The organism is Kitasatospora sp. NPDC059648 (assembly GCF_042734825.1).
Lineage (GTDB): Bacteria > Actinomycetota > Actinomycetes > Streptomycetales > Streptomycetaceae > Kitasatospora.
On the sequence record NZ_JBHWDU010000001.1, the window covers coordinates 264,042 to 284,530 of the forward strand.

Annotated in this window: 16 protein-coding genes and 1 tRNA gene; 12 read left to right on the forward strand and 5 right to left on the reverse strand. The window is 73.8% G+C overall.

Features of this window, described 5'->3' with window-relative positions; genetic code table 11:
* Nucleotides 1-65: 65 nt before the first annotated feature.
* The 6 genes from ACFV1W_RS01255 to ACFV1W_RS01280 all read left to right on the forward strand — a co-directional run bounded on the left by ACFV1W_RS01255 (nucleotide 66) and on the right by ACFV1W_RS01280 (nucleotide 5,764).
* The gene (locus tag ACFV1W_RS01255) at nucleotides 66-569 is read left to right on the forward strand and encodes a molybdenum cofactor biosynthesis protein B (protein ID WP_380411730.1); all 504 of its coding nucleotides are present in this window, start codon (nucleotides 66-68) and stop codon (nucleotides 567-569) included.
* A complete protein-coding gene (locus tag ACFV1W_RS01260) occupies nucleotides 566-1,192 on the forward strand; it encodes a GNAT family N-acetyltransferase (RefSeq protein WP_380411890.1) in 627 nt (208 codons plus the stop codon). Before ACFV1W_RS01255 ends, ACFV1W_RS01260 begins: the two co-directional genes overlap by 4 nt.
* Nucleotides 1,193-1,341: 149 nt before the next feature.
* Complete coding sequence (locus ACFV1W_RS01265; protein WP_380411732.1) at nucleotides 1,342-2,346, forward strand: hypothetical protein; 1,005 nt, start codon at nucleotides 1,342-1,344, stop codon at nucleotides 2,344-2,346.
* Between the two features lie 71 nt (nucleotides 2,347-2,417).
* Nucleotides 2,418-2,491: transfer RNA gene (locus ACFV1W_RS01270), tRNA-Ala, on the forward strand.
* 418 nt (nucleotides 2,492-2,909) lie between these two features.
* A complete protein-coding gene (locus ACFV1W_RS01275; RefSeq protein WP_380411734.1) occupies nucleotides 2,910-4,118 on the forward strand; it encodes a glycosyltransferase 87 family protein in 1,209 nt (402 codons plus the stop codon).
* A 26-nt stretch (nucleotides 4,119-4,144) separates the two neighbouring features.
* Nucleotides 4,145-5,764 carry a DUF2079 domain-containing protein gene (locus ACFV1W_RS01280; protein ID WP_380411737.1) on the forward strand — a complete coding sequence of 540 codons (1,620 nt, stop codon included), beginning with the start codon at nucleotides 4,145-4,147 and terminating at the stop codon, nucleotides 5,762-5,764.
* On the opposite strand, the gene ACFV1W_RS01285 is transcribed toward ACFV1W_RS01280, so the two are convergent.
* The 3 genes from ACFV1W_RS01285 to ACFV1W_RS01295 all read right to left on the reverse strand — a co-directional run bounded on the left by ACFV1W_RS01285 (nucleotide 5,754) and on the right by ACFV1W_RS01295 (nucleotide 8,465).
* Complete coding sequence (locus ACFV1W_RS01285) at nucleotides 5,754-6,188, reverse strand: universal stress protein (protein WP_380411739.1); 435 nt, start codon at nucleotides 6,186-6,188, stop codon at nucleotides 5,754-5,756. The genes ACFV1W_RS01280 and ACFV1W_RS01285 overlap by 11 nt on opposite strands.
* 79 nt (nucleotides 6,189-6,267) lie before the next feature.
* Nucleotides 6,268-7,134 (reverse strand): peptidase, encoded by an 867-nt coding sequence (locus ACFV1W_RS01290; protein ID WP_380411742.1) that lies wholly within the window; start codon nucleotides 7,132-7,134, stop codon nucleotides 6,268-6,270.
* Between the two features lie 2 nt (nucleotides 7,135-7,136).
* Nucleotides 7,137-8,465 carry a VWA domain-containing protein gene (locus ACFV1W_RS01295; protein WP_380411744.1) on the reverse strand — a complete coding sequence of 443 codons (1,329 nt, stop codon included), beginning with the start codon at nucleotides 8,463-8,465 and terminating at the stop codon, nucleotides 7,137-7,139.
* 176 nt (nucleotides 8,466-8,641) lie between these two features.
* On the opposite strand from ACFV1W_RS01295, the gene ACFV1W_RS01300 reads away from it, so the two are divergent.
* From ACFV1W_RS01300 to ACFV1W_RS01325, 6 genes are all read left to right on the forward strand, one after another.
* Nucleotides 8,642-9,493 carry an ATP-binding cassette domain-containing protein gene (locus ACFV1W_RS01300; RefSeq protein ID WP_380411893.1) on the forward strand — a complete coding sequence of 284 codons (852 nt, stop codon included), beginning with the start codon at nucleotides 8,642-8,644 and terminating at the stop codon, nucleotides 9,491-9,493.
* Nucleotides 9,490-10,173, forward strand: coding sequence for an ABC transporter (locus ACFV1W_RS01305; protein WP_380411747.1), 684 nt, complete (start codon nucleotides 9,490-9,492; stop codon nucleotides 10,171-10,173). The genes ACFV1W_RS01300 and ACFV1W_RS01305 overlap by 4 nt, the downstream gene beginning before the upstream one ends.
* A gap of 346 nt (nucleotides 10,174-10,519) precedes the next feature.
* Nucleotides 10,520-11,887: an FtsW/RodA/SpoVE family cell cycle protein gene (locus ACFV1W_RS01310; RefSeq protein ID WP_380411750.1), complete on the forward strand. Its 1,368-nt coding sequence runs from the start codon at nucleotides 10,520-10,522 to the stop codon at nucleotides 11,885-11,887.
* Entirely contained in the window at nucleotides 11,887-13,410 is a 1,524-nt protein-coding gene (locus ACFV1W_RS01315) for a penicillin-binding transpeptidase domain-containing protein (RefSeq protein WP_380411752.1), read from the forward strand. The genes ACFV1W_RS01310 and ACFV1W_RS01315 overlap by 1 nt, the downstream gene beginning before the upstream one ends.
* 157 nt (nucleotides 13,411-13,567) lie before the next feature.
* Nucleotides 13,568-15,142, forward strand: coding sequence for an amino acid permease (locus ACFV1W_RS01320; RefSeq protein WP_380411754.1), 1,575 nt, complete (start codon nucleotides 13,568-13,570; stop codon nucleotides 15,140-15,142).
* Between the two features lie 128 nt (nucleotides 15,143-15,270).
* The gene (locus ACFV1W_RS01325; RefSeq protein ID WP_380411756.1) at nucleotides 15,271-16,677 is read left to right on the forward strand and encodes a glycosyltransferase 87 family protein; all 1,407 of its coding nucleotides are present in this window, start codon (nucleotides 15,271-15,273) and stop codon (nucleotides 16,675-16,677) included.
* Nucleotides 16,678-16,756: 79 nt separating this feature from the next.
* Here the strand turns inward: ACFV1W_RS01325 and ACFV1W_RS01330 are convergent, their stop codons facing one another.
* Complete coding sequence (locus ACFV1W_RS01330) at nucleotides 16,757-18,508, reverse strand: penicillin-binding transpeptidase domain-containing protein (RefSeq protein WP_380411758.1); 1,752 nt, start codon at nucleotides 18,506-18,508, stop codon at nucleotides 16,757-16,759.
* 200 nt (nucleotides 18,509-18,708) lie between these two features.
* On the reverse strand, nucleotides 18,709-20,487 hold the full coding sequence (locus ACFV1W_RS01335; protein ID WP_380411761.1) for a dolichyl-phosphate-mannose--protein mannosyltransferase: 1,779 nt from the start codon (nucleotides 20,485-20,487) through the stop codon (nucleotides 18,709-18,711).
* Nucleotides 20,488-20,489: the final 2 nt, after the last annotated feature.

Sequence of the window (20,489 nt, forward strand, 5' to 3'; positions counted from 1 at the left end):
AGCGAGTCCACCGTCGGGAGGTGCGGGCGGCGCGAGGCGCCTGCCCGGCGAAGCGGGGTGGGCGCATGAGGGCGCTTGCGGTCACCGTCTCCAACCGGGCCTCGGCCGGGGTGTACGAGGACAGGGGCGGCCCGCTGCTGGTGGCCGGACTGACCGCGATGGGCTTCACCGCGGACGGCCCCCGGGTCGTCCCGGACGGCGAGCCGGTCGAGGCCGTGCTGCGCGAGGCCGTCGCCGCCGGGTACGACGTGGTGCTGACCACCGGCGGCACGGGCATCTCGCCGATGGACCTCACGCCCGAGATGACCGCCCGGGTCATCGACCGGCAGATCCCCGGCATCGCCGAGGCGATCCGCGCCCACGGCCGTGACAAGGTGCCGACCGCGGCACTCTCCCGCGGGCTCGCCGGGCTCGCCGGACGTACCCTGATCGTCAACCTGCCGGGATCGACCGGCGGCGTCAGGGACGGCCTGGCCGTCCTGGAACCGCTGCTCGCCCACGCCGTCGACCAGCTCGGCGGCGGGGACCACCCCCGGCCCGACGCACCAGCTTCCGGGAGAGCGCACTGAACGCCGGTTGGCCGGTAGAACTCCAGGAGGGGGAGGTCGTGCTGCGCCCGATCCGGGCCCGCGACCAGCGCGAGTGGCAGGAGGTGAGCCGCCGCAACCGGGACTGGCTGCGCCGCTGGGAGGCCACCGTGCCGCCCGGTCCGGCGGGCCGGGCCGCCGGCCCCCGCCCGACGTACCGGCAGATGGTCCGCTTCCTGCGCGGCGAGGCCTCGGCCGGCCGGATGCTGCCCTTCGTGGTGATCTACAAGGGCCAGCTGGTCGGCCAGTTGACCGTCGGCGGGATCACCTGGGGCTCGATGTGCTCGGCCAACATCGGCTACTGGATCGACGAGGCGGTGGCCGGCCGGGGCATCATGCCGACGGCCGTGGCGCTTTCGGTGAACTACTGCTTCCACGCCCTCGGGCTGCACCGGATCGAGGTCTGCATCCGCCCGGAGAACGGCCCCAGCCGTCGGGTGGTGGAAAAGCTCGGCTTCCGCTCGGAGGGAATCCGCCCGCGCTATCTCCACATCGACGGCGACTGGCGGGACCACTTGGTCTACGCCCTGACCGCCGAGGAGGTCCCGGAGGGGATGCTGGAGCGCTGGCGGGCGCTCAGTTCCGGTCGGGAACCGCTTAATTGAATATATGTTCGAAAGAAATATCGATATGGCATCGGCCCGGTGGCGGACCGTCACAAATGCCGGCAAAATAGTCGGAGAATCAGCTTGATCACACGACACGCCGCGCCAAATTGCTGCCAGGCCTTCCCGGCGCCCGTACGGTGTGAATCGTGAGCAGTAGCGGCCTTATCTACGCCGTCATCGTAGGGGCCTGGGCCGCCTATCTGGTGCCGATGTGGCTCCGCAGGCAGGACGAACTCAACGAGGCGCGCCCGACGGAACGCTTCAGCACCGCCATCCGCCTGCTGGCCGGGCGTTCGGCGCTGGAGCGGCGGGCAGCCCGGGCCCTGGGCGACGAACCGCGTGACGACGAGCAGAGCGACGACGGTCCTCCCGAACGGGACGAGGCCGCCCCCGGCGACCCCGCCGCGCGGGAGCCGGAACCCCCGACGGACCGCCCGGCCGAACGGCCGGCCCCCTTGCGGGCGGTCGGCGGCGAGCGCCGGGCACGGCTGCTGGCCCGCCGTCGCCGGATGGTCACCGTCCTCTTCCTGGCCTTCGCCCTCGGCGCGGTGGTCGCCGCGGTGGCCGGCCTCGCCTTCCTCTGGGTCCCGGCCGTCCCGGCGCTCCTCCTCACCCTGTACATCGGCCACCTGCGCAAGCTGGAGCGCCAGCGGTACGAGGTGAAGCTCGACCGCGTCCGGGCCGCCCAGGCCGCCGAGCGGCTGCGCCAGCGCGAGCGGCAGCGCGCCGAGGCCCCGACGGACGACCGGCCGACGGTCGGGGCGCCCGTCGAGGTGGAGCCGGCCCCGGCCCCGTCCGCGGAGCAGCGGTCCGGCCGCCGTCCGCACCTGCGGCTGGCCGCCGACGCCGGGGAGGCCACCGCGCCGGCCGCCTCCGCCTCCGCGGTGGCCGAGGCGACCGAGCACGAGGAGTGGGTCGACGGCATGCGCGAGCGCGGTGCGGCCGGCCCGGACTCCTGGGAGCCGGTGCCCGTCCCGCTGCCGACCTACGTCACCGCGCCGGTCGCCCCCCGGGTGTCCCGAGGCCTCGACCTGTCGGCCCCCGGCACCTGGACCGCCGGGCGCCCCGCGGAGTCCCGCAGCACCCCGCTCTTCGACCAGTACGCCGAGGCCGCGGCCCCGGAGCCCCGCCCCCGCGCGGCCAACGAATGACCGCCGTGACCGCCCCCGACCAGGGGGTGGTCACGGACCCCCTCCGAAAGGTGCTAGAGTTTCTTCTCGTTGGGGCTGTGGCGCAGTCCGGTAGCGCACCTCGTTCGCATCGAGGGGGTCAGGGGTTCGAATCCCCTCAGCTCCACCCAACGGACCGGTTCCGACCGGTCCACCAAATCCCGCCGGGAGTCAACTCCCGGCGGGATTTCGCGTTTTGCGGGCTCCACGGGAACGGACAGCGGCCTCGTGACGGAGCTCACACCGCCTTCGCAGAGCGGAATCTGACGCTCTTTGGGACTCAGGGGAGTCTCGGAGGGGTCGGTTATGGTGGGTGGGCCCAGACGCTGACGAGGGAACGATCTGGTCTATCTCAACGGGGTGCCATCGCGGTGCGCGAGTTCGGTCTGAAACGGTGGACGCGGCAGGCGGACCCGGCGGGGCCCGACAGCGGCCCGGCGAGCGGAAGACCGAATTCCCGGACCGTCGCGGCGGTCTGCGTCGCCGTGGTGTCCCTGGCGGCCTTCGTCGTACAACGGCACCTGCACGGGGCGAACATGGTCGACATGCTCGTCTACCGGGCCGAGGGCCAGGCCGTCGTCAACGGCGACGACCTGTACGCGATGCGGCTGCCCGGCTGGGACCTGCCGGCCACCTACCCGCCGTTCGCCGCGCTGCTGTTCGTGCCGAGCACCTGGTTCGGCGTGAGCCCGCTGCGCATCCTGGTGATGCTCGGCAACTACGCGCTGCTCGGCCTGGCCGTCCACCTGTCGCTCAAGCTGGCCGGCTGGCCGGCCCGGCGGTACCGCCCGGCCGCCACGATCCTCGCGACCGGCCTCGGCGTCTGGCTGGAGCCGGTGTACACCACCTTCCAGTACGGCCAGGTCAACCTCGTCATCCTCTGCCTGGTGCTGTGGGACCTGACCCGGCCGGACCGCAGCCGGTTCAAGGGCGTGGGCATCGGCCTGGCCGCCGCGATCAAGATCACCCCTGGCCTGTTCACCGTCTACCTGATCCTCACCGGCCGGATCCGGGCCGCGCTGGTCTCCGTCGGCACCTTCCTGGCGGCCGGCCTGGTCGGCTGGATCGTCCTGCCGGACGGCTCGTACGGGTTCTGGACCGACTACCTGTGGGACCCGAGCCGGGTCGGCGTCACCGTGCTGGTGGACAACCAGTCGCTGCGCGGGGCCGTCTGCCGGCTGCTCGACGCCAACGACCCCGGCACGGTCGGGCTGATCGCCACCGGGCTGGTCGCCGCGCTCGGGCTCGGGGTGGCCGTGCTCGCCGGGCGCTCCGCCCGGGTGCTGCGCCGGGCCGACGCCTGGGGCGGCGTCTGCACCGCCCTCACCGCGCTGCTGGTCTCCCCGATCAGCTGGACCCACCACTGGGTCTGGTGCGTCCCGCTGATCGCCCTGCTGGCCGCGGAGGCCAGGAGCGCCGGGCGCAGGATGCTGCTGGGCGTGACGCTGGTGGTCTTCCTCTCCCACGTGATGTGGACCGTGCCGCACCGCTGGGGCCGCGGGGTCGCCTGGTACTGGCAGCTGCCGGGCGCGGTCTACCCGCCGCTGGGCATCGCCCTCCTGGTCGTCATCGGCCTGCGGCTGTACCGCGCCCGGCGGCAGGAGGTCGACGCCTCGGCCGGGGCCTGGGCACTGCTCGGCGCCAGGCTCGACCACGGCTCCGGCCTCGACCTCGACCTCGATCGCGACCTCGACCTCGACCGCGGCCCCGATCACGACCCCGCCCGTGACCCCGCCCTGACCAATCGGACCTGACGGACCAGAGACGGACCGGAGCCGACGTGACCACCCAGACCGCGACCCCGTCGCCGCCCCTGGCCGCCGCGCCCGCCGCCCGCAGGGCCGCGGCCGTCCTGGGCGCGCCCGCCCGGCGCACCCTGCTGCTCGGCGTGCTGTGCTTCACGGTGATGTGCGCCATCGGCATGCAGGGCTGGGCCTCCGTCTCGCTCGGCGGCTTCGACCTCGGCATCTTCGACCAGGGCGTGCGCGGCTACTCCCACTTCCACCTGCCGGTCTCGACGCTGAAGTACTACCACCACGAGTTCCCGCCCGGGTTCTCGCTACTGGGCGACCACTTCTCCCCGGTGCTGGCACTGCTCGCCCCGCTGTACTGGCTCTGGGACGACCCGCGCTCCCTGATCATCGGGCAGGCGCTGCTGTTCGCGCTCGGGGTGCCGCTGATCCGGCGGATCGCCGCGCACGCCTTCGCCGCCGCCGAGCCGCGCACCGCCCGCCGGGCCGCCGACCTGACCGGGCTGGTCTACGCGCTCGGCTGGCCGCTGCTGGTCGCCTCCCGGGTCGGCTTCCACGAGGTCGCCTTTGCCGTCCCGCTGACCCTGCTGATGCTGGAGCGCGGCCAGGCCCGCCGCTACGGCACGGTGGTGCTCGCCGCGGTGCTGCTGTGCTGCACCAAGGAGGACCTGGGCCTGCTGGTCGGCGCGTACGGGCTGGTGCTGCTGCTGCGCACCCGCCGCACCGGGGACCGGGCCGGGCGCTTCACCGGGACCGGCCTGCTGCTGGGCGGGCCGATCGCCTCGGCGGTGGCGATCAAGTGGCTGATCCCGGCGATGGGCGGCGAGCCGGGCTACTACTGGAACTACAAGGCGCTCGGCGACGACGGCGGCGACGCGCTGCGGAACCTGCTGCACGACCCGTTCCTGCTGGTGCAGACCGCCTTCGACCAGCCGTTGAAGCCGCTGCTGCTGCTCTGGCTGTTCGGCACCCTGTTCCTGCTGCCGCTGCGCTCGGCCACCGTGCTGTGCATGCTGCCGCTGCTGGCCGAGCGGATCCTCTCCAGCAACCCCAACCACTGGTCGATCGCCCGGCACTACGACTCGATGCTCTGGCCGGTCCTGGCGACCGCCACCGTCGAGGTGCTGGGACGGATGAGCGCCGTCGAACGGCCCGGGCGGACCAGGCACCGGGCCCGGCTGTTCGGCCTCGGCACGGTCGGGGTGGCGCTGGTCGCGGCGGTGCCGATAGGGCTGCTGCAGCTGGCGGTGCCGTCCTCCTGGGAGCCCCGGGCGAGCGAGGCCGCGCTGGTCCGGGCGGCGAAACTGATCCCGGACGGCGCCTCGGTGGAGGCGGACAACCAGATCGCGCCGAGGCTGACCGCCCGGACCGACGTGGTGCTGGTGGACGGGACGCCGCGCGGACGCGAGTACGTGCTGACCCGGTCCGACAAGCGCTCCTTCCCGTTCAAGACGGACAGGGAGCAGGCCGACCGGATCGAGCTGCTGCTGGCGCACGGCTACCGGCAGCTCTGGGCCGAGGACGGCGTGGTGCTGCTGCACCGGGAGAGCACCGAGCCGGTGCCCGGCGAGCACGTGCCGGGGCCGGGCAGCAAGCCGGTCCAGGACGAGGTGCCGTCCGACGTGGGCCACAACCTGTTCAAGGGCTGATCCGCTCGGCGCGGACGATCACCACCGGGCAGGGCGCGTGGTGCAGGCAGTACTGGGCGACGGTGCCCAGCGGGGCGTCCGGCGGGGTGGTGCGGCCGCGGTTGCCGAGGACGAGCAGGGCGGCGCCGGTCGCGGCTGTGACCAGGGCGGGGCCGGGCGGACCGGTCCGGAGCCGGCGGTGGAGCGGGACGGCGCACGAGCCGGCCGTCTCCGCGAGGATCTCCCCAGCGCGGCGCTCGTTCTCGAAGCCGTCCAGCGCGGGCGGGACGAAGCCGTGCTCGCCGAGCAGGCGGAGGAACTCCCAGACGGCCACCGCCTCCAGCGGGCCGCCGGTGAGGCCGGCCAGGCGGGCGGCCCAGCGGACGGCGGCGCGGGCGGGCGCGGAGCCGTCCACGCCGACCACGATCCGGCCGCGCGGTTGCACGGTTCGAGCTTAGGGCCGTCCGGACATGCCGGAGGGCCGGCCGGAAGGTGTCCGGCCGGCCCTCGTGGGGGCGGGTCCGTTACGGGCGCTCGGAGTAGGACCCGTGCTGGTGCGAGCCCTGGGGCGGGACGGCGCCGTAGTGGCCGGGCCGGTGGCCGCGCGGGTGCCGGGTCAGGTGGTAGCCGAGGACGCCGGCCAGGGCGGCCAGGAAGCCGCCGCCGATGGTCCAGTACCAGCGGCTGTTCCAGCCGGAGAACCAGCCGGTGTACCAGTGCTCCTCCTCCGCGACCGGGGCCGCGGCCTTGGCGGTGCTCGCACCGCCGCCGACCGGCGGGACCAGCGGGGCCTTGAGCGTGCCGCCCTCGGGCTGGGCGTTGTCGGCGTTGCCCTTGGCGGCGACGTGCAGCTGGGCGGTGGCGGCCAGGCCGAGGTCGGGCTGCGGCGCGTCGGTGACCGACAGCCGGACGTAGTACGTACCGGGGAGCGGGTCGCCGGACCACGGTTCGGCCCAGGTGCGGACCTCGCGCAGGGTGCAGTTCAGCGTCAGGCTGGTGGCGCTCTGGTCGCCGGTGGCGTTCTGGGTGCCGGCGGTGCAGGCCTGGCGGCGCCGCAGCCCGTCGAAGACCTCGACGGTCCAGGTCTGCGGTCCGTGCCGGTCGGCGGCCGGGGCCAGGTTGACGGACAGGTTGACCGTCGGGGTCTGGCCCTCGGAGGCGCCGAACGCCCAGTACAGGTAGTCGCCGGTGGAGACGGCGACATCGGCGTCCTGGCCGGGGGAGAGGTTGACCGCGGTCAGGAAGGAGGTGCCGGCCTTGGTGGCCGGGGCCGGGGTGCCGCTCGCGGTCGCCGTCGGGGACGGCGAGGCGGCGGAGGCGGCCGGGGCGCCCAGCGCGAGGGCGGGCAGCAGGGCGAGGGCGGCGAGGGCGCCGCGGATCGTCGTACGCATGATCAGTTCTCCCGCCAGACGGCGATTCGCCAGCGTGCGATCCAGCCGGCCAGCAGACCGAAGAACAGGCCGGCCAGGGTGAGGGTGAGCAGCAGGATCCAGCCGCGGCCGAGGCCCATCGCGGCGCCCTCGGGGGCGGGCGAGGCGGACGCGAGGTCCACGGTCAGCTCCAGCGGCATGCCGGGGTCGGCCTGGACGCCGGCCTGGGGGGCCAGCGAGTTGCTGACGACCAGGCAGACGGTGGTGTCCGGCTTGTCCTTGTCCTTGGCCGAGGAGGTCGGGCTCGCGGTGACGTAGCCCTTGGAGTCGTTGGTGGACCAGCGCAGACCGGTGGAGATCACGTCGGTGCGGGTGCTGCCGGCGTCGGTGCCGCGGACCAGTTCCTGGCCGGTGGCACTGGTGGCCTGGAGCAGCACGCCGTAGTCCCGGGCCACCGCGCGGTCGAGGCCCACGCTGACCGAGGCGCGCAGCTCCTGGCCGGCCTTGACCGGGACCTTGTAGACGCGGTGCTCGGAGAACTTCTCCCGGTCGCTGTAGACGCCGGGGGTGAGCACCGGGGCGCTCTCGCACTTGTCGGTGCCGGCGGTCTTGACCGGGTTGACGGTGTAGGTGTCGTTGGAGCGGTCGACCAGCTGCTTCACCTTGTCGGTGAGCTGCTGCGGGGTGCGGACGTCGGTGTAGGTGCCGCCGGTCGCGTTGGCGATGCACAGCAGCTGCTGGCGGGTCTTGTCGTCGTGGGCCAGGCCGAGGGTGTCGACCACCAGGTGGATGCCCTGGGAGGCGAGTTCGCGGGCCACGTCGCACGGGTCGGGCGGGGTGCAGGTGTCCTCGCCGTCGGTGATCAGCACGATCCGGCGGGTGGCGTCGCCCTTGCCGAGGTCCTGGGCGGCGCCGCGCAGGGCCAGGCCGATCGGGGTCCAGCCGGTGGGGCGCAGGGTGGCGACCGCGGTCTTGGCCTCGACCTTGTTGGTCCTGCCGACCGGGAAGAGCTGCTTGGTGTCCTGGCAGCCGATGTTCTTGTCGTTGCCGGGGTAGGTGGCGCCGAGGGTGCGGATGCCGAACTCGGTCTCCGCGGGCAGGGCGTCGATCACCTCGCCCAGGGACTGCTGGGCCACCGAGATGCGGCTCTTGCCCTGGATGTCGGCGATGTTCATGGAGCCGCTGACGTCCAGGATCAGGTCGACCTTGGGGGCCTCCTGGGTCGTGGGGGAGGCGCCGGCTGAGGGTTCGTCGGCGTAGGCGGGCAGGCCGAGGAGCAGCGAGGCGCCCGTTATCGCCAGGGCGGCCAGCAGGCTGCCGAGCCTGGTCTTCGGTCGTCGTCCGGTATTCACCCGGCCGATCCTAGGGATCATCAGTTCGTCAAGGCCAAACGAGACCGGACGGTGTAGTCGCCCGCGCCGTCGTGAACTCCGGCGCACGGGAGGGTGTTTGCCGCCCGCCGTGCTCACGCCGGCCTTACCCGCGGTGGATAGCCTTCGTAGGGTTCCGGAGGGAGGCGGGCGTGCTGATGGAGCTGACCGCGGTCGGCAAGCGGTACGGGCGGGGCGGTCGGTGGATCCTGCGCGATGTCCAGCTGGCCGTGGGGCCGGGGGAGTTGGTGCGGATCGCCGGGCCGAACGGGAGCGGCAAGTCGACCCTGCTGCGGCTGGTGGCCGGGATCGAGCGGCCGAGCGCCGGCCGGGTGGTGCGGCGCGGGACGGCGGCGTACGTGCCGGAGCGCTTCCCGCCGGCGCTGCCCTTCGACGCCGCCTCGTACCTGCTGCGGGTCGGCCGGGTGCACGGGCTGTCGGAGGCGGTGGCGCGGCGGCGGTCCGGGGAGTGGCTGGACCGGTTCGGCATCGCGGACCGGGCGGGCACCCCGCTGAGCCGGCTGTCCAAGGGCACCTGCCAGAAGGTCGCGGTGGCGCAGGCGCTGATCGCCGAGGCCCGGGTGCTGCTGCTGGACGAGGCCTGGACCGGGCTGGACCCCGAGGCCAGGGCGGTGCTGGACGAGGCGGCGGCCGAGCGGGCGGCGGCGGGCGCCGCGGTGCTGTTCGTGGACCACGACCCGGCCCGGCTGGCCGGGCGGACCAGCGCCGCCTACCGGGTCGGGGCGGACGGCGGGCTTCGCCCGGTGGAGGAGGAGCCGCCGCGGGCGGTCGACGGGGGCGGGCCGGTGATGGAGATCGAGGTGGACGTCCCGGACGGCGCCCCGCTGCCGGAGCGGCTGCCCGGCACGCCGGAGCCGGTCGCGCTGGGCGGGACGGCGGTGCGGCTGACGGTGGCGGCCGAGCACTCGGACGCACTGCTGCGCGGTCTGCTGCTCGGCCGTCCGGCCGTACGGGTGCTGGCGGTGCGTCGTCGGGAGGAGCGGCGGTGAGGCAGGTCGGGGCGCTGATCCGGTACCACCTGGAACTGCTGGTGCGCTCGCACGCCTGGCTGCCGCCGTTCCTGGCGTTCGCGCTGCTGCTGGTGGTCGGGGTGACGGCGGGGGACCCGCTGCTCGGCGGGCTCGGCTACGGCGCGGTGCTGCTGGTGCCGGTGAGCGCCTGGTACGTGCGCGGCGCACTGACCGCCGAGCCGCCGGCCTCGCGGGCCTGCCTGGTCGCGGTGGCGGGCCCGGCGCGGGTGCACCTGGGCGCCCTGCTGGCGGCGCTGACGGCGGGTCTGCTGCTGGCGGTGGGCGAGGTGGCGGTGGTGTGGTGGACCAGCGGGGCGGTGGCCGACCCGGGGGCGCAGCGGGACCCGGGGGTCGGCCCGGCGCTGCTGGCCGGGCTGGCCACCTCGGTGGTCTGCGTGCTGCTGGGGGCGCTGGCCGGGGCGCTGGGCAACCGCCCGGTGCCGGTCCGCGCGCCCTACGGCATCCTGGCGGCGCTGGGCCTGGCCGCGGCGGCGCTGGTGGTGCCGGTCTCGCCGGCCAACGCGGCGGTGCGCGGGATGGTGACGGCGGCCCGGACCGGCCGGACGGCCGTGCCCTGGGGGGAACTGCTGCTGGCCGTCGTCCTGTTCGCCGCGGCCGCGGCCGGGCTGGCGGCGCTGGCCGGGCGGCGGCCGGAGTGAGGGCGGTGTCCGCGGTCGCGGACACACTGCGGCGACGGACCCGCACCTGCGGATGGCGCTCGTCAGGGCGCGCCCGGCGGATCCTGCCGGACGCGCGACGCGCCCCCGGCCTCCGGCAGGGAGGTGCCCGAGGCATCCCGCCGGACGCACGCCCGGATCGCCGGAGTGCGCCCGGTACGAGCCCGGCCCGGGCACCCGCCCGGCCGGGCGCCCGACGCCGCGTGCTGATCCGACAGGATCCGCCGGGCAGGCCCTAGGGTGACGGTCCAGGCGCCGGTGCCCGTACCCGGTCCGCCGCTTCGACTCCCCGCCTCCCCGAGGACGGCCCGTGGCGACACCTTCCGCCGTGACGAGATCCGCCGCCCGGCCGAACCGGCCGGTGCCGAGCCGGCGCACCACCGAGCTGGTGCTGGTGCTGGCCGCCGTCCTGACCGCCGTGTTCGGCTACGTCGAGGTGGGCGTGAACCTCGACGGCGAGGTGCCGGCCGACGCCGCCCGGTACGGGGCCGCGCTCGGCGTGCTCGCCCTGGCGGCGCACGGCACGGTCCGGTGGCGGGCCCGGTACGCGGACCCGCTGCTGCTGCCGATCGCGGTGCTGCTCAACGGGATCGGACTGGTGGTGATCCACCGCCTCGACCGGGCCACCCCGGGCCGCGCGGCGGCCTGCGCCCAGCTGCTCTGGTCGAGCCTGGGGGTGGCGCTGTTCATCGCCGTGCTGCTGCTGGTGCGCGACCACCGGCGGCTGCGGCGCTACGCGTACGTCGGGGCGCTGGTGGCGCTGGTCCTGCTGGTGGCGCCGATCCTCTTCCCGCCGGTGTACGGCTCGCGGATCTGGATCGTCGTCGGGCCGCTGTCCTTCCAGCCCGGGGAGTTCGCCAAGATCCTGCTGGCCGTCTTCTTCGCCGCCTACCTGGCGGTGCACCGGGACGCGCTGGCGCTCACCGGCCGCCGGGTCTGGCACTGGCAGCTGCCGCGCGGGCGGGTGCTGGGGCCGGTGCTGATGATCTGGGCGGCGTTCGTCGGGGTGCTGGTGCTGGAGACGGACCTCGGGATGTCCCTGCTGTACTTCGGCCTGTTCGTGGTGATGCTCTACGTGGCCACCGCGCGCACCGGCTGGATCGCGATCGGGCTGGGCCTGGCGGCGGTCGGCGCGGTGACGGTGGGCTGGCTCTCGCCGCACGTGCACAGCCGGGTGGTGGACTGGCTGGACCCGTTGGGCTCGATCGCGGCGGGCCGGGGCGCCAACCAGATCGCCCAGTCGCTGTTCGCCTTCGCCTGGGGCGGGGAGCTGGGCACCGGGCTGGGCAACGGGCACTCGGTGCTGATCGGCTTCGCCGCCAAGTCGGACTTCATCCTCGCCACTATCGGCGAGGAGCTCGGCCTGACCGGGCTGGTCGCGGTGTTCCTGCTGTACGCGGTGCTGGTCTCGCGCGGCTTCCGGACCGGCATCGCGCTGCGCGACCCGTTCGGGCGGCTGCTGGCGATCGGGCTGGCGGCGACCGTCGGCCTGCAGGTGTTCGTGGTGGCGGGCGGGGTGCTCGCGCTGATCCCGCTGACCGGGATGACCATGCCGTTCATCGCCCAGGGCGGCTCCTCGGTGGTCAGCAACTGGATCGTCGTCGCGCTGCTGGTGCGGATGAGCCACGACGCCCGGCGGTCGGCGCCGCTGCCGCTGCCGGCCCCCGCGCCCTCGCCCGCGCCGGAGGAGCGGTGATGGCGGCCGGTCCGGCCGGGGGCGGTCGGCCGAAGGGCAACGGCCCGCAGGGGCTGCCCGGGATCTCGGTCACCGGGCGCCGCGCGGCCACCTTCTGCCTGCTGCTGGTCGGGGCGCTGTGCGTGCAGGCCACCCGGGTGCAGGTGTTCGAGTCCAGGGACCTCGACCGCAACCAGGCCAACCAGCGGCTCACCGTCGAGCGCTACGCCCGGCCGCGCGGCGACATCCTGGTCGGCGCCCGGCCGGTGACCGGCTCGCAGACCACCGGCGGCCGGTACGCCTACAAGCGCACCTACACCGACGGCCCGACGTACGCCGCCGTCACCGGCTTCGCCTCCCAGGCGTACGGCAACAGCCAGCTGGAGGGCACCGAGGACGGCCTGCTCACCGGCACCGACGGCCGGCTGACCGGCTGGTCGCTGTGGGACGCGGTCTCCCGCCGGCAGAACCCCGGCGGGGACGTGTACACCACGATCGACCCGGCGGCCCAGCAGGCCGCGATGAGCGGGCTGGGCGAGCAGAAGGGCGCGGTGGCGGCGATCGAGCCGGCCACCGGCCGGATCCTGGCGCTGGCCAGCACCCCCACCTACGACCCGGGCGGCTTCGCCGGCTCCTCGGGCGCGGACCGGACGGCCTGGAACCGGCTGCAGGCCGACACCGACCAGCCGATGCTCAACCGGGCGCTGCGCCAGACCTACCCGCCGGGCTCGACCTTCAAGGTGGTCACCGCCGCCGCGGCGCTGACCGCCGGCGTGGTCACCGACCCGGGCGCGCCGACCGACGCGCCGTTCCCGTACGTGCTGCCCGGGACGGCCACGCCGCTGGTCAACGACAACGCGGACTGCGACCGGCCGGGCCTGTCGCTGGACGCCGCGATGACCGCCAGCTGCAACAGCGTGCTGGGCTACCTCGGGGTGCGGACCGGGCTGTCGAACGTGGTGGCGACGGCCGAGGGCTTCGGCTTCAACGACCCGCAGCTGGACGTGCCGGTGCGCCCGGCCCGGTCCAACGTGGACACCTCGATGGACCGGGCGCAGCTGGCGCTCTCCTCGATCGGGCAGTTCGACACCGCGGCCACCCCGCTGGTGATGGCCATGGTCGCGGCCGGGATCGCCAACGACGGGACGGTGATGCGTCCGCAGCTCGTGGACAAGCTGACCAGGAGCGACGGCACCGAGGTGGAGCGGATGAAGCCGGCGGTCTACCGGCGGGCGATCACGCCGGAGGTGGCCGGGCAGGTGCGGAAGCTGATGACCGACGCGGTGGAGAAGGGCACCGGCGGCAACGCCCGGATCGCCGGGGCGGTGGTCGGAGGGAAGACCGGCACCGCCCAGCACGGGGTGGACAACAGCGGGACACCGTACGCCTGGTTCATCGCCTGGGCCAAACCGGCCGGTTCGGACGCGGTGCCGCCGGTCGCGGTGGCCGTGGTGGTCGCGGACAGTGACGCCACGGACGTCACGGGTGGCGCGCTGGCGGCTCCCGTCGCCCGCTCGGTGATGCGGGCGGTGCTGGGCCACTGAGGCCGGTCAGGCGTGTTGAACTGGACGTTTAGCGGAACGCCCGGAGATGCAACGGGTGCGAAGTGTCCGGTTTGTTATGTCTGGTGCGCCAATTCGTACAATGCGCCGATCAGTATTGTTTGTTTGCGACACTGGTGTCTTCGCCGGGTACTGTCCCATGTTTGTTCGGTTGGTTCCCGATGACACCCCCGGTGTCCCGGGTGACCGGCCGCTAGGACACCCTCCCCCGCCTAGAAGGACCGCAGTTTTGACCAGCAACACCCTCGGTGCGCGTCTGCTGCGACGCAAGCCCGTCTCGACCCTGATCGCGGAGAGCGAGGGCCACGGCCTTCCGGCCGGCGCACCCGAGGAGGGCGGACGCTCCGGCATCCACCTTCGTCGCTCGATCGGACTCTGGCAGCTGTCCGCGATCGGCATCGGCGCCACCATCGGCACCGGCATCTTCTTCGTGCTCGGCAGCGCGGTCCCGCAGGCCGGACCGGCCGTCATCCTGTCCTTCGTGATCGCCGCGATCACCGCCGGACTCACCGCGCTCTGCTACGCCGAGATGGCCTCCGCGATCCCCGTCTCCGGCTCCTCGTACTCCTACGCCTACGCCACCCTCGGCGAGGGCGTCGCCTTCGGCGTCGGCATCTGCCTGCTGATGGAGTACGGCGTCTCCGCCTCCGCGATCGCGGTGAGCTGGGCGGAGTACCTGAACAAGTTCCTCGACCTGGCCTTCGGGGTCAGAATCCCCGAGCAGCTCTCCGGCGCACCCGGCGGCGGCCACTGGTTCAACCTGCCCGCGCTGCTGCTGGTCGCCATGGTCTGCTTCCTGCTGGTCCGCGGGGTCAGCGAGTCGGCGAAGGTCAACGCGGCCATGGTCGGGATCAAGATCATCATCCTGCTGCTGTTCGTCGGCGTCGCCCTCACCGGCTTCAAGTCCGGCAACCTGACCCCGTTCATGCCGCTCGGCATCGGCGGCGTGCAGATGGCCGCCTCCAGCATCTTCTTCTCCTTCATCGGCATGGACGCCGTGTCCACCGCCGGCGAGGAGGTCAAGAACCCGCGCCGCACCCTGCCGATGGCGATCATCATCTCGCTGGTCGTGGTGACCCTTCTCTACATCCTGGTCGCCCTGGCCGGCATCGGCGCCCAGCCGTGGACCGCGTTCGACGGCCAGGAGGCCGGGCTCGCCCAGATCATGCAGGACATCACCGGTCAGAGCTGGCCCGCGATGATCTTCGCGGTCGGCGCGATCATCTCGATCTTCAGCGTCACCCTCGTGGTGATCTACGGCCAGACCCGCATCCTGTACTCGATGGGCCGCGACGGCATGCTGCCCAAGCGCTTCGCCCAGCTCTCCCCGCGCACCGGCACCCCGGTCTGGAACACCCTGGTGGTGGGCGTCGGCGTGGGCGCGCTGGCCGCGTTCATCCCGCTGGACGTCCTGGCCGACATCACCAGCCTCGGCACCCTGATCGCCTTCTCCGTGGTCTCGGTCGGCGTGATCGTCCTGCGCCGCACCCAGCCCGACCTGCCGCGCGGCTTCAAGGTCCCCGGCTACCCGGTCGTCCCGCTGCTCAGCGTCGGCTTCTGCGTCTACCTGATCACCGGTCTGCACGCCGACACCTTCCGGGCCGGGGCGATCGCCCTCGCCGTCGCCGTGGCCGTCTACTTCGGCTACAGCATCAAGCACTCCCGGCTGGAGCGGGCCGAAGAGCAGGTCCCGGTCGACACCAACGCCGGCTGACCGTGCCGTTACCCAATCGTGAAGGGCCGCCGCCAGGTACGACACCGGGCGGCCCTACGCGCGTAAACCGCCGGCGGAAGCCCGACGCGATGGCGACAGCGCCCGCCCCGCACCCATAACCTTCCACCATGGTGAGCACCCGCACGCCCGGCTTCTCCCGCCCGCGCGGCCGCTTCACCGGCCGCGCCAGAACGCCGGCCCAGTCCATCAGCGCCGAACTGCCGTCCAGACCGGGACGGCCGCCGAGGGGCTTCTCCACCCGGCCGTTCCCCCGACAGCGTGGCGAGAGCGCCTTTCCGCCCACGCCCGATCGGTGGAATCCCGCCCGGCTCGCCTCGCTGCGCTGGGTCCAGCTGCTCGGCTGCCTGATCGCGGCCGGCTGGGCCGCCGCCTTCCCGGTCGTCTCCGACCTGGCCAACCAGCGGCTGTGGGGCCTGGTCGCGGCTCCCGCCTACGTCGTGGCCGGGCTGCTGTGCCTCACCCTGCCGCGCCGCTTCGCGGCCGAGGCCGCCGCCGTGGTCGCCCTGCTCGGAGCCGTGCTGGCCCCGCTCGGACTGCTCGCCGTGACCGGCCGGCACCAGTCCGAGGTGATGGTGGTCGAACGCTCGGCCCACCTGCTGCTCGGCACCGGCGACGTCTACCTCCCGCACCCGGTGGTGGTCACCGACTACAACCCGTACCTGCCGGCGATGTCCCTGTTCGGCCTGCCGCGCCAGCTGCTCGGCAACTCCACCGCCTTCGCGCGGGTCGCCGGGGACGCCCGGATCTGGTTCGCCCTCACCTTCGTCGCCTGCCTGCTGGGCGCCTGGCGGCTGCTGCGGCCGTCCCGCCAGCGGGCACCGCTGCTGCCGCTGGCCGTCCTCACCGCCTCGCCGCTGATAGCGCTCGCCCTCGTCGTCGGCGGGGTGGACCTGCCGCTGATCGGGGTCTGCTGCCTGGCCATGGCGCTCGCCGAGCGGGACCGCACGGTCGCTGCCGGGCTGGTGCTCGCCCTCGCCTGCACCCTCAAGTGGACCGCCTGGCCCGCCCTGCCGGTCGCCGTCCTGCTGCTGTGGCGGCTGTACGGCCGCCGGCCCGCCGCCCGCACCGCGCTGATCGGGGTCGGGGTGAGCGCGGCGGTGCTGCTGCCGTCCGTGCTGACCCAGCCGCAGGCGCTGCGCGACCAGGTGGTGCGCTTCCCGCTCGGGATGACCGCGATCCGCACCCCGGCCGGCAGCCCGCTGCCCGGGAAGGTGCTGGCCGGCTTCGGGCCGACCGGGCACTCCGTCTCACTGGCGCTGATGACGACGGCCCTGATCGGGGTGGCGATCTGGCTGCTGGCCCGGCCGCCGGTCTCCGCGATAGCCGCCGCCGACCTGCTGGCCGCCGGGCTGGCGATCGCCTTCACGCTCGCCCCGGCCGGGCGGTTCGGGTACCTGGCGCTGCCGGCCGTGCTGATGATCTGGCCCCGGCTGGCGGCCCGGCGCTGGAGCAGCCGCCCGGTGCCGCCGCGCCCGCTGCCGGACGTGCCGGCGCCCGCCGTGCCGCGGAGCTGAGCCGGCCCGCCGACGGGCCGTGACGCGGCGGAGCCCGCCCGCCGGTGACGGCGTGGCGGGCTCCAGCGCGTGTGACGTCCTAGTGGCCGGCCTTGAGCAGCGAGGCGACGGCCGGGCCGGCCGCGTCCACGCCGTGGCCGCCGCCCTGGACCTCGGCGGCGACCGCGAGGTTGCCGCGGAAGGCGGTGAACCAGCTGTTGGTGGTGGAGGCGCCCTGGACCTCGGCGGAGCCGGTCTTGGCGCCCGCGTTGTCGGTGATCCCGGACATCACCTGGCTGGCCGTGCCGCCGACGGCGGTGGCGTTCATCATCGCGCGCAGCTTGGCGGCGACGTCCGGCGAGATCTGCCGGGCCGCCTGCTGCTGCGGCAGGCCGGCGACCAGGATCGGCTGCTTGAACGAGCCGCTCTGGACGGTCGCCGTGATCGAGGCCATGGCCAGCGGGTTCATCTGGACCTTGCCCTGGCCGATGTAGTTCATGGCCTGCTCGTCCTTGCTGCCCGGGGTCGCCGGGACCCTGCCGTCGGCGTTCGGCAGGCCGGTCTTCCACTCCTGCCCGATGCCGTAGACGTCCTTGGCCGTGGCGGCGAGCGTCTCGGGCTTGAGGCTGGTCAGGCCCTGGTTGATGAAGGCGGTGTTGCAGGACACCATGAAGTCCTTCTGGAGCGTGTAGTCCGGGAAGGCGCCGGGGAAGTCGTTCGGGATCGCCACCGGGTTGCTGCTCTTCTCCGGGCAGGCCACCTGGGAGTCCGGGGTGAGCCCGGCCTCCAGCAGGGCCGTCGAGGTGACGATCTTCATCGTCGATCCGGGGGCGAGCAGGCCGGTGAAGGCCCGGTTCTGGCCGGTGGCCGGGGCGTTGGCGAAGGCCAGCACCTGGCCGGTGCTCGGCTCGATCGCGACGATGGAGCCCTGCTTGCCGCCCAGGTCGGTCATCGCCTTCTCGGCGGCGGCCTGGAGGGTGTTGTCGATGGTCACCTTGAACGGCTTGCCGGGCTTGGGCTCGACGATGGTGAACAGCCTGTCCGCAGCGGTCTTGCCGGACGGGTCGGTGATCACCACCGCGCTGCCCGCGTCCTGGTCCTTGTTCGGGTCCGGCGGCAGCAGCTTGCGGGCGTTCTCCTGCAGGCTGGCCATCAGCGCAGGGGTGAGCGAGGCGCCCTGCAGCGTCTTGCCGTTGCGGTCCACCACGGTGGACGGCGGGGCGAAGACCTGCTGGGTGGCGATCGTCTCGTTGCCGGACAGGTGCGGGTGGATCACCGAGGGCGCCCAGTGCACGGCCGGGGTGTTGTCGCTCATCTTCACGACGCCCAGGAAGCCGTTGTAGTCCCAGACCCGGCTGGTGCCCTCGAACTCGGCGCGGGCCTTGAAGCCCATCAGCACGCCGGTCGGCCCGGGGGCGGCGGAGGGCGAGTCGCTCGCGCCGGGGGTGCCGGTCGCCGACGGGGTCGCCGAGGCGGCGCCGGTGGGCTTGGCCGGGGCGGGCGTGCCGGTGGCCGAGGCGAAGGCCTGCGGGGTGGCCGGGCCGGCCGGGGTGAGGGTCAGCGCGCTGGGCTTCACCTGGGTCTTGAAGGCGGTCAGCGCGGTGGTGGCGGCCGCCGGGTCGTCCGTGAGCGAGGCCGCCTTCGCGATGTCGCCGGAGGCCCAGGCGGCCAGGAAGTCCTTCGCACCGCTCGCCGCCTGGTCGGCCGAGGGCGGGTCGGCGACCACCGTGCGGGGCTTGCTGCCGGACCCGGAGTCCGAGCCGCCCATCAGGCTGTACGCCCCGTAGCCGCCGCCCGCGAGGACGACGATGGACACGCCGGTGATGATGCCGATCTTCGCGCCACTGCGCATGGTGCAAATCCCCCAGGGGTCTCGCGGCCGGGCGCAACCGGCCGGGCCGGAAACGCGGTGTTCCCTCCACCCTAGGCAGCGCTGATGAGGACGCCGACGAAACGCCGGGGACTTGTGACGGATCTGGTACGTGTCGTGGACCGGGTGCGGACGTTCCGGGGGAACGGTGTGTCGGCTGCCTCCGGGCCCGGGCCGCCCGGTCAGATCCAGCTGTTGAACCACATCCGGCTGCGCCAGTCCTCCAGCGGGATGGTCTGGCCCGTGAACAGCGGATAGAAGTACAGGAAGTTCCACATGATCAGCAGCACCAGCAGGCCGGCCGTGGCCGAACCGATGATCCGGCGGTCCCGGGAGGCGCCGGCCGGCCCGATCAGCGCACCGACCAGCATCGTCACGGCGAGCACCAGGAACGGGACGAAGACCACCGCGTAGAAGAGGAAGATCGTCCGCTGCTGGTACAGGAACCACGGCAGGTAGCCCGCGGCAAGGCCGCACAGCAGGGCACCCGCCCGCCAGTCCCGCCGGAACGCCCAGCGCCACAGGCAGTAGACCAGTGCGAGTACGCCCGTCCACCACAGCAGCGGGGTGCCGATGCCCAGCACCTCGCGGGCGCAGTCGGCGACGGTGCAGCCGTCCTGGCCATACTTCGGGGACTCGTAGTAGAAGGATACCGGGCGGCCCAGCACCAGCCAGGACCACGGGTTGGACTGGTAGGTGTGGGGGTCGGTCAGGTGGGTGTGGAACTCGTAGACCGTCGAGTGGTAGTGCCACAGGGCGCGCAGGCCCTCCGGTATCCACGGGTAGTCGGTGGAGCGGCCGACGGCCCAGTCCCGGCCCCAGCCGCCCCGGCCTGGCGCGTTGCTGCTGGCGAACCAGCCCCACCAGGAGGCCAGGTAGACGGCCACCGAGACCACGACGATCGACACGAAGGCCGGCACGACGTCCCGGGCCAGTACCGCCAGGTACGGGCGCGGGGCCCCGGCCAGCCGGCGGGCGCCGACGTCCCACAGCACGGTCAGCACGCCGAAGGCCGCCGCGACGTACAGGCCGCTCCACTTGGTGGCGCAGGTCAGGCCCACGCAGACGCCGGCCGCGATCCGGTACGGGCGCCAGCCCAGGTTGATCCGCTGGGCGAGCGCCGGGTCCGCCACCCCGCCCAGGCGCGCCGCCAGCCGGGCCCGGGTGCGGTCCCGGTCCAGCAGCAGGAAGCCGAAGGCGGCGACCATCCAGAACATCACCACGAGGTCGAGCAGCGCCGTCCGGCTGAGCACCAGGTGCAGGCCGTCCACCGAGAGCAGCAGGCCGGCCACGCAGCCCAGCAGGGTGGAGCGGAACATCCGGCGGGCGATCCGGGCCAGCACCAGCACCGACAGGGTGCCGAGCAGGGCCACCGCGAACCGCCAGCCGAAGGGGTTCATGCCGAACAGCTGCTCGCCCGCGCCGATGATCCACTTCCCGACCGGCGGGTGCACCACGTACGACGCCGCCGCGCGGTACGGGACGGCCGCGCCCGGCGTCATGATCGTGGTGTTGGCGTCCTCCGGCCAGTTGATCTCGTAGCCGCCGTGCCAGAGCGCGTAGGCGTCCTTGGCGTAGTACGTCTCGTCGAAGATGATCGCGTGCGGCTGCCCGAGGTCGGTGAACCGCAGCAGCCCGGCGAACACCGCCACCGCGATCGGGCCCAGCCAGCCGGACCAGCGGCACAGGAAGTACCAGAGGCCCTGCGGCAGCGTGATCCCCAGGCGCAGCAGCACCGGGGACTGCGGGACGTCGGGCGTCGTCACCCCGGGGCCGTCCGGCATCGGCGGGACCAGGCGCTCGGTGAGCGTGCCGGTGGGGCGGGCGCGGTAGCCCTGCCCGGCCAGGCGCTCCCGCCAGCTCGGGGGGGACCCGGGTGAGCGGGGGGACGGCAGGCCGGCACCGCCCTGCGCGGAGGGGTCCGTACCGGTGGGGGCCTGCGCCGCCGTGTCGCCGTTCATCC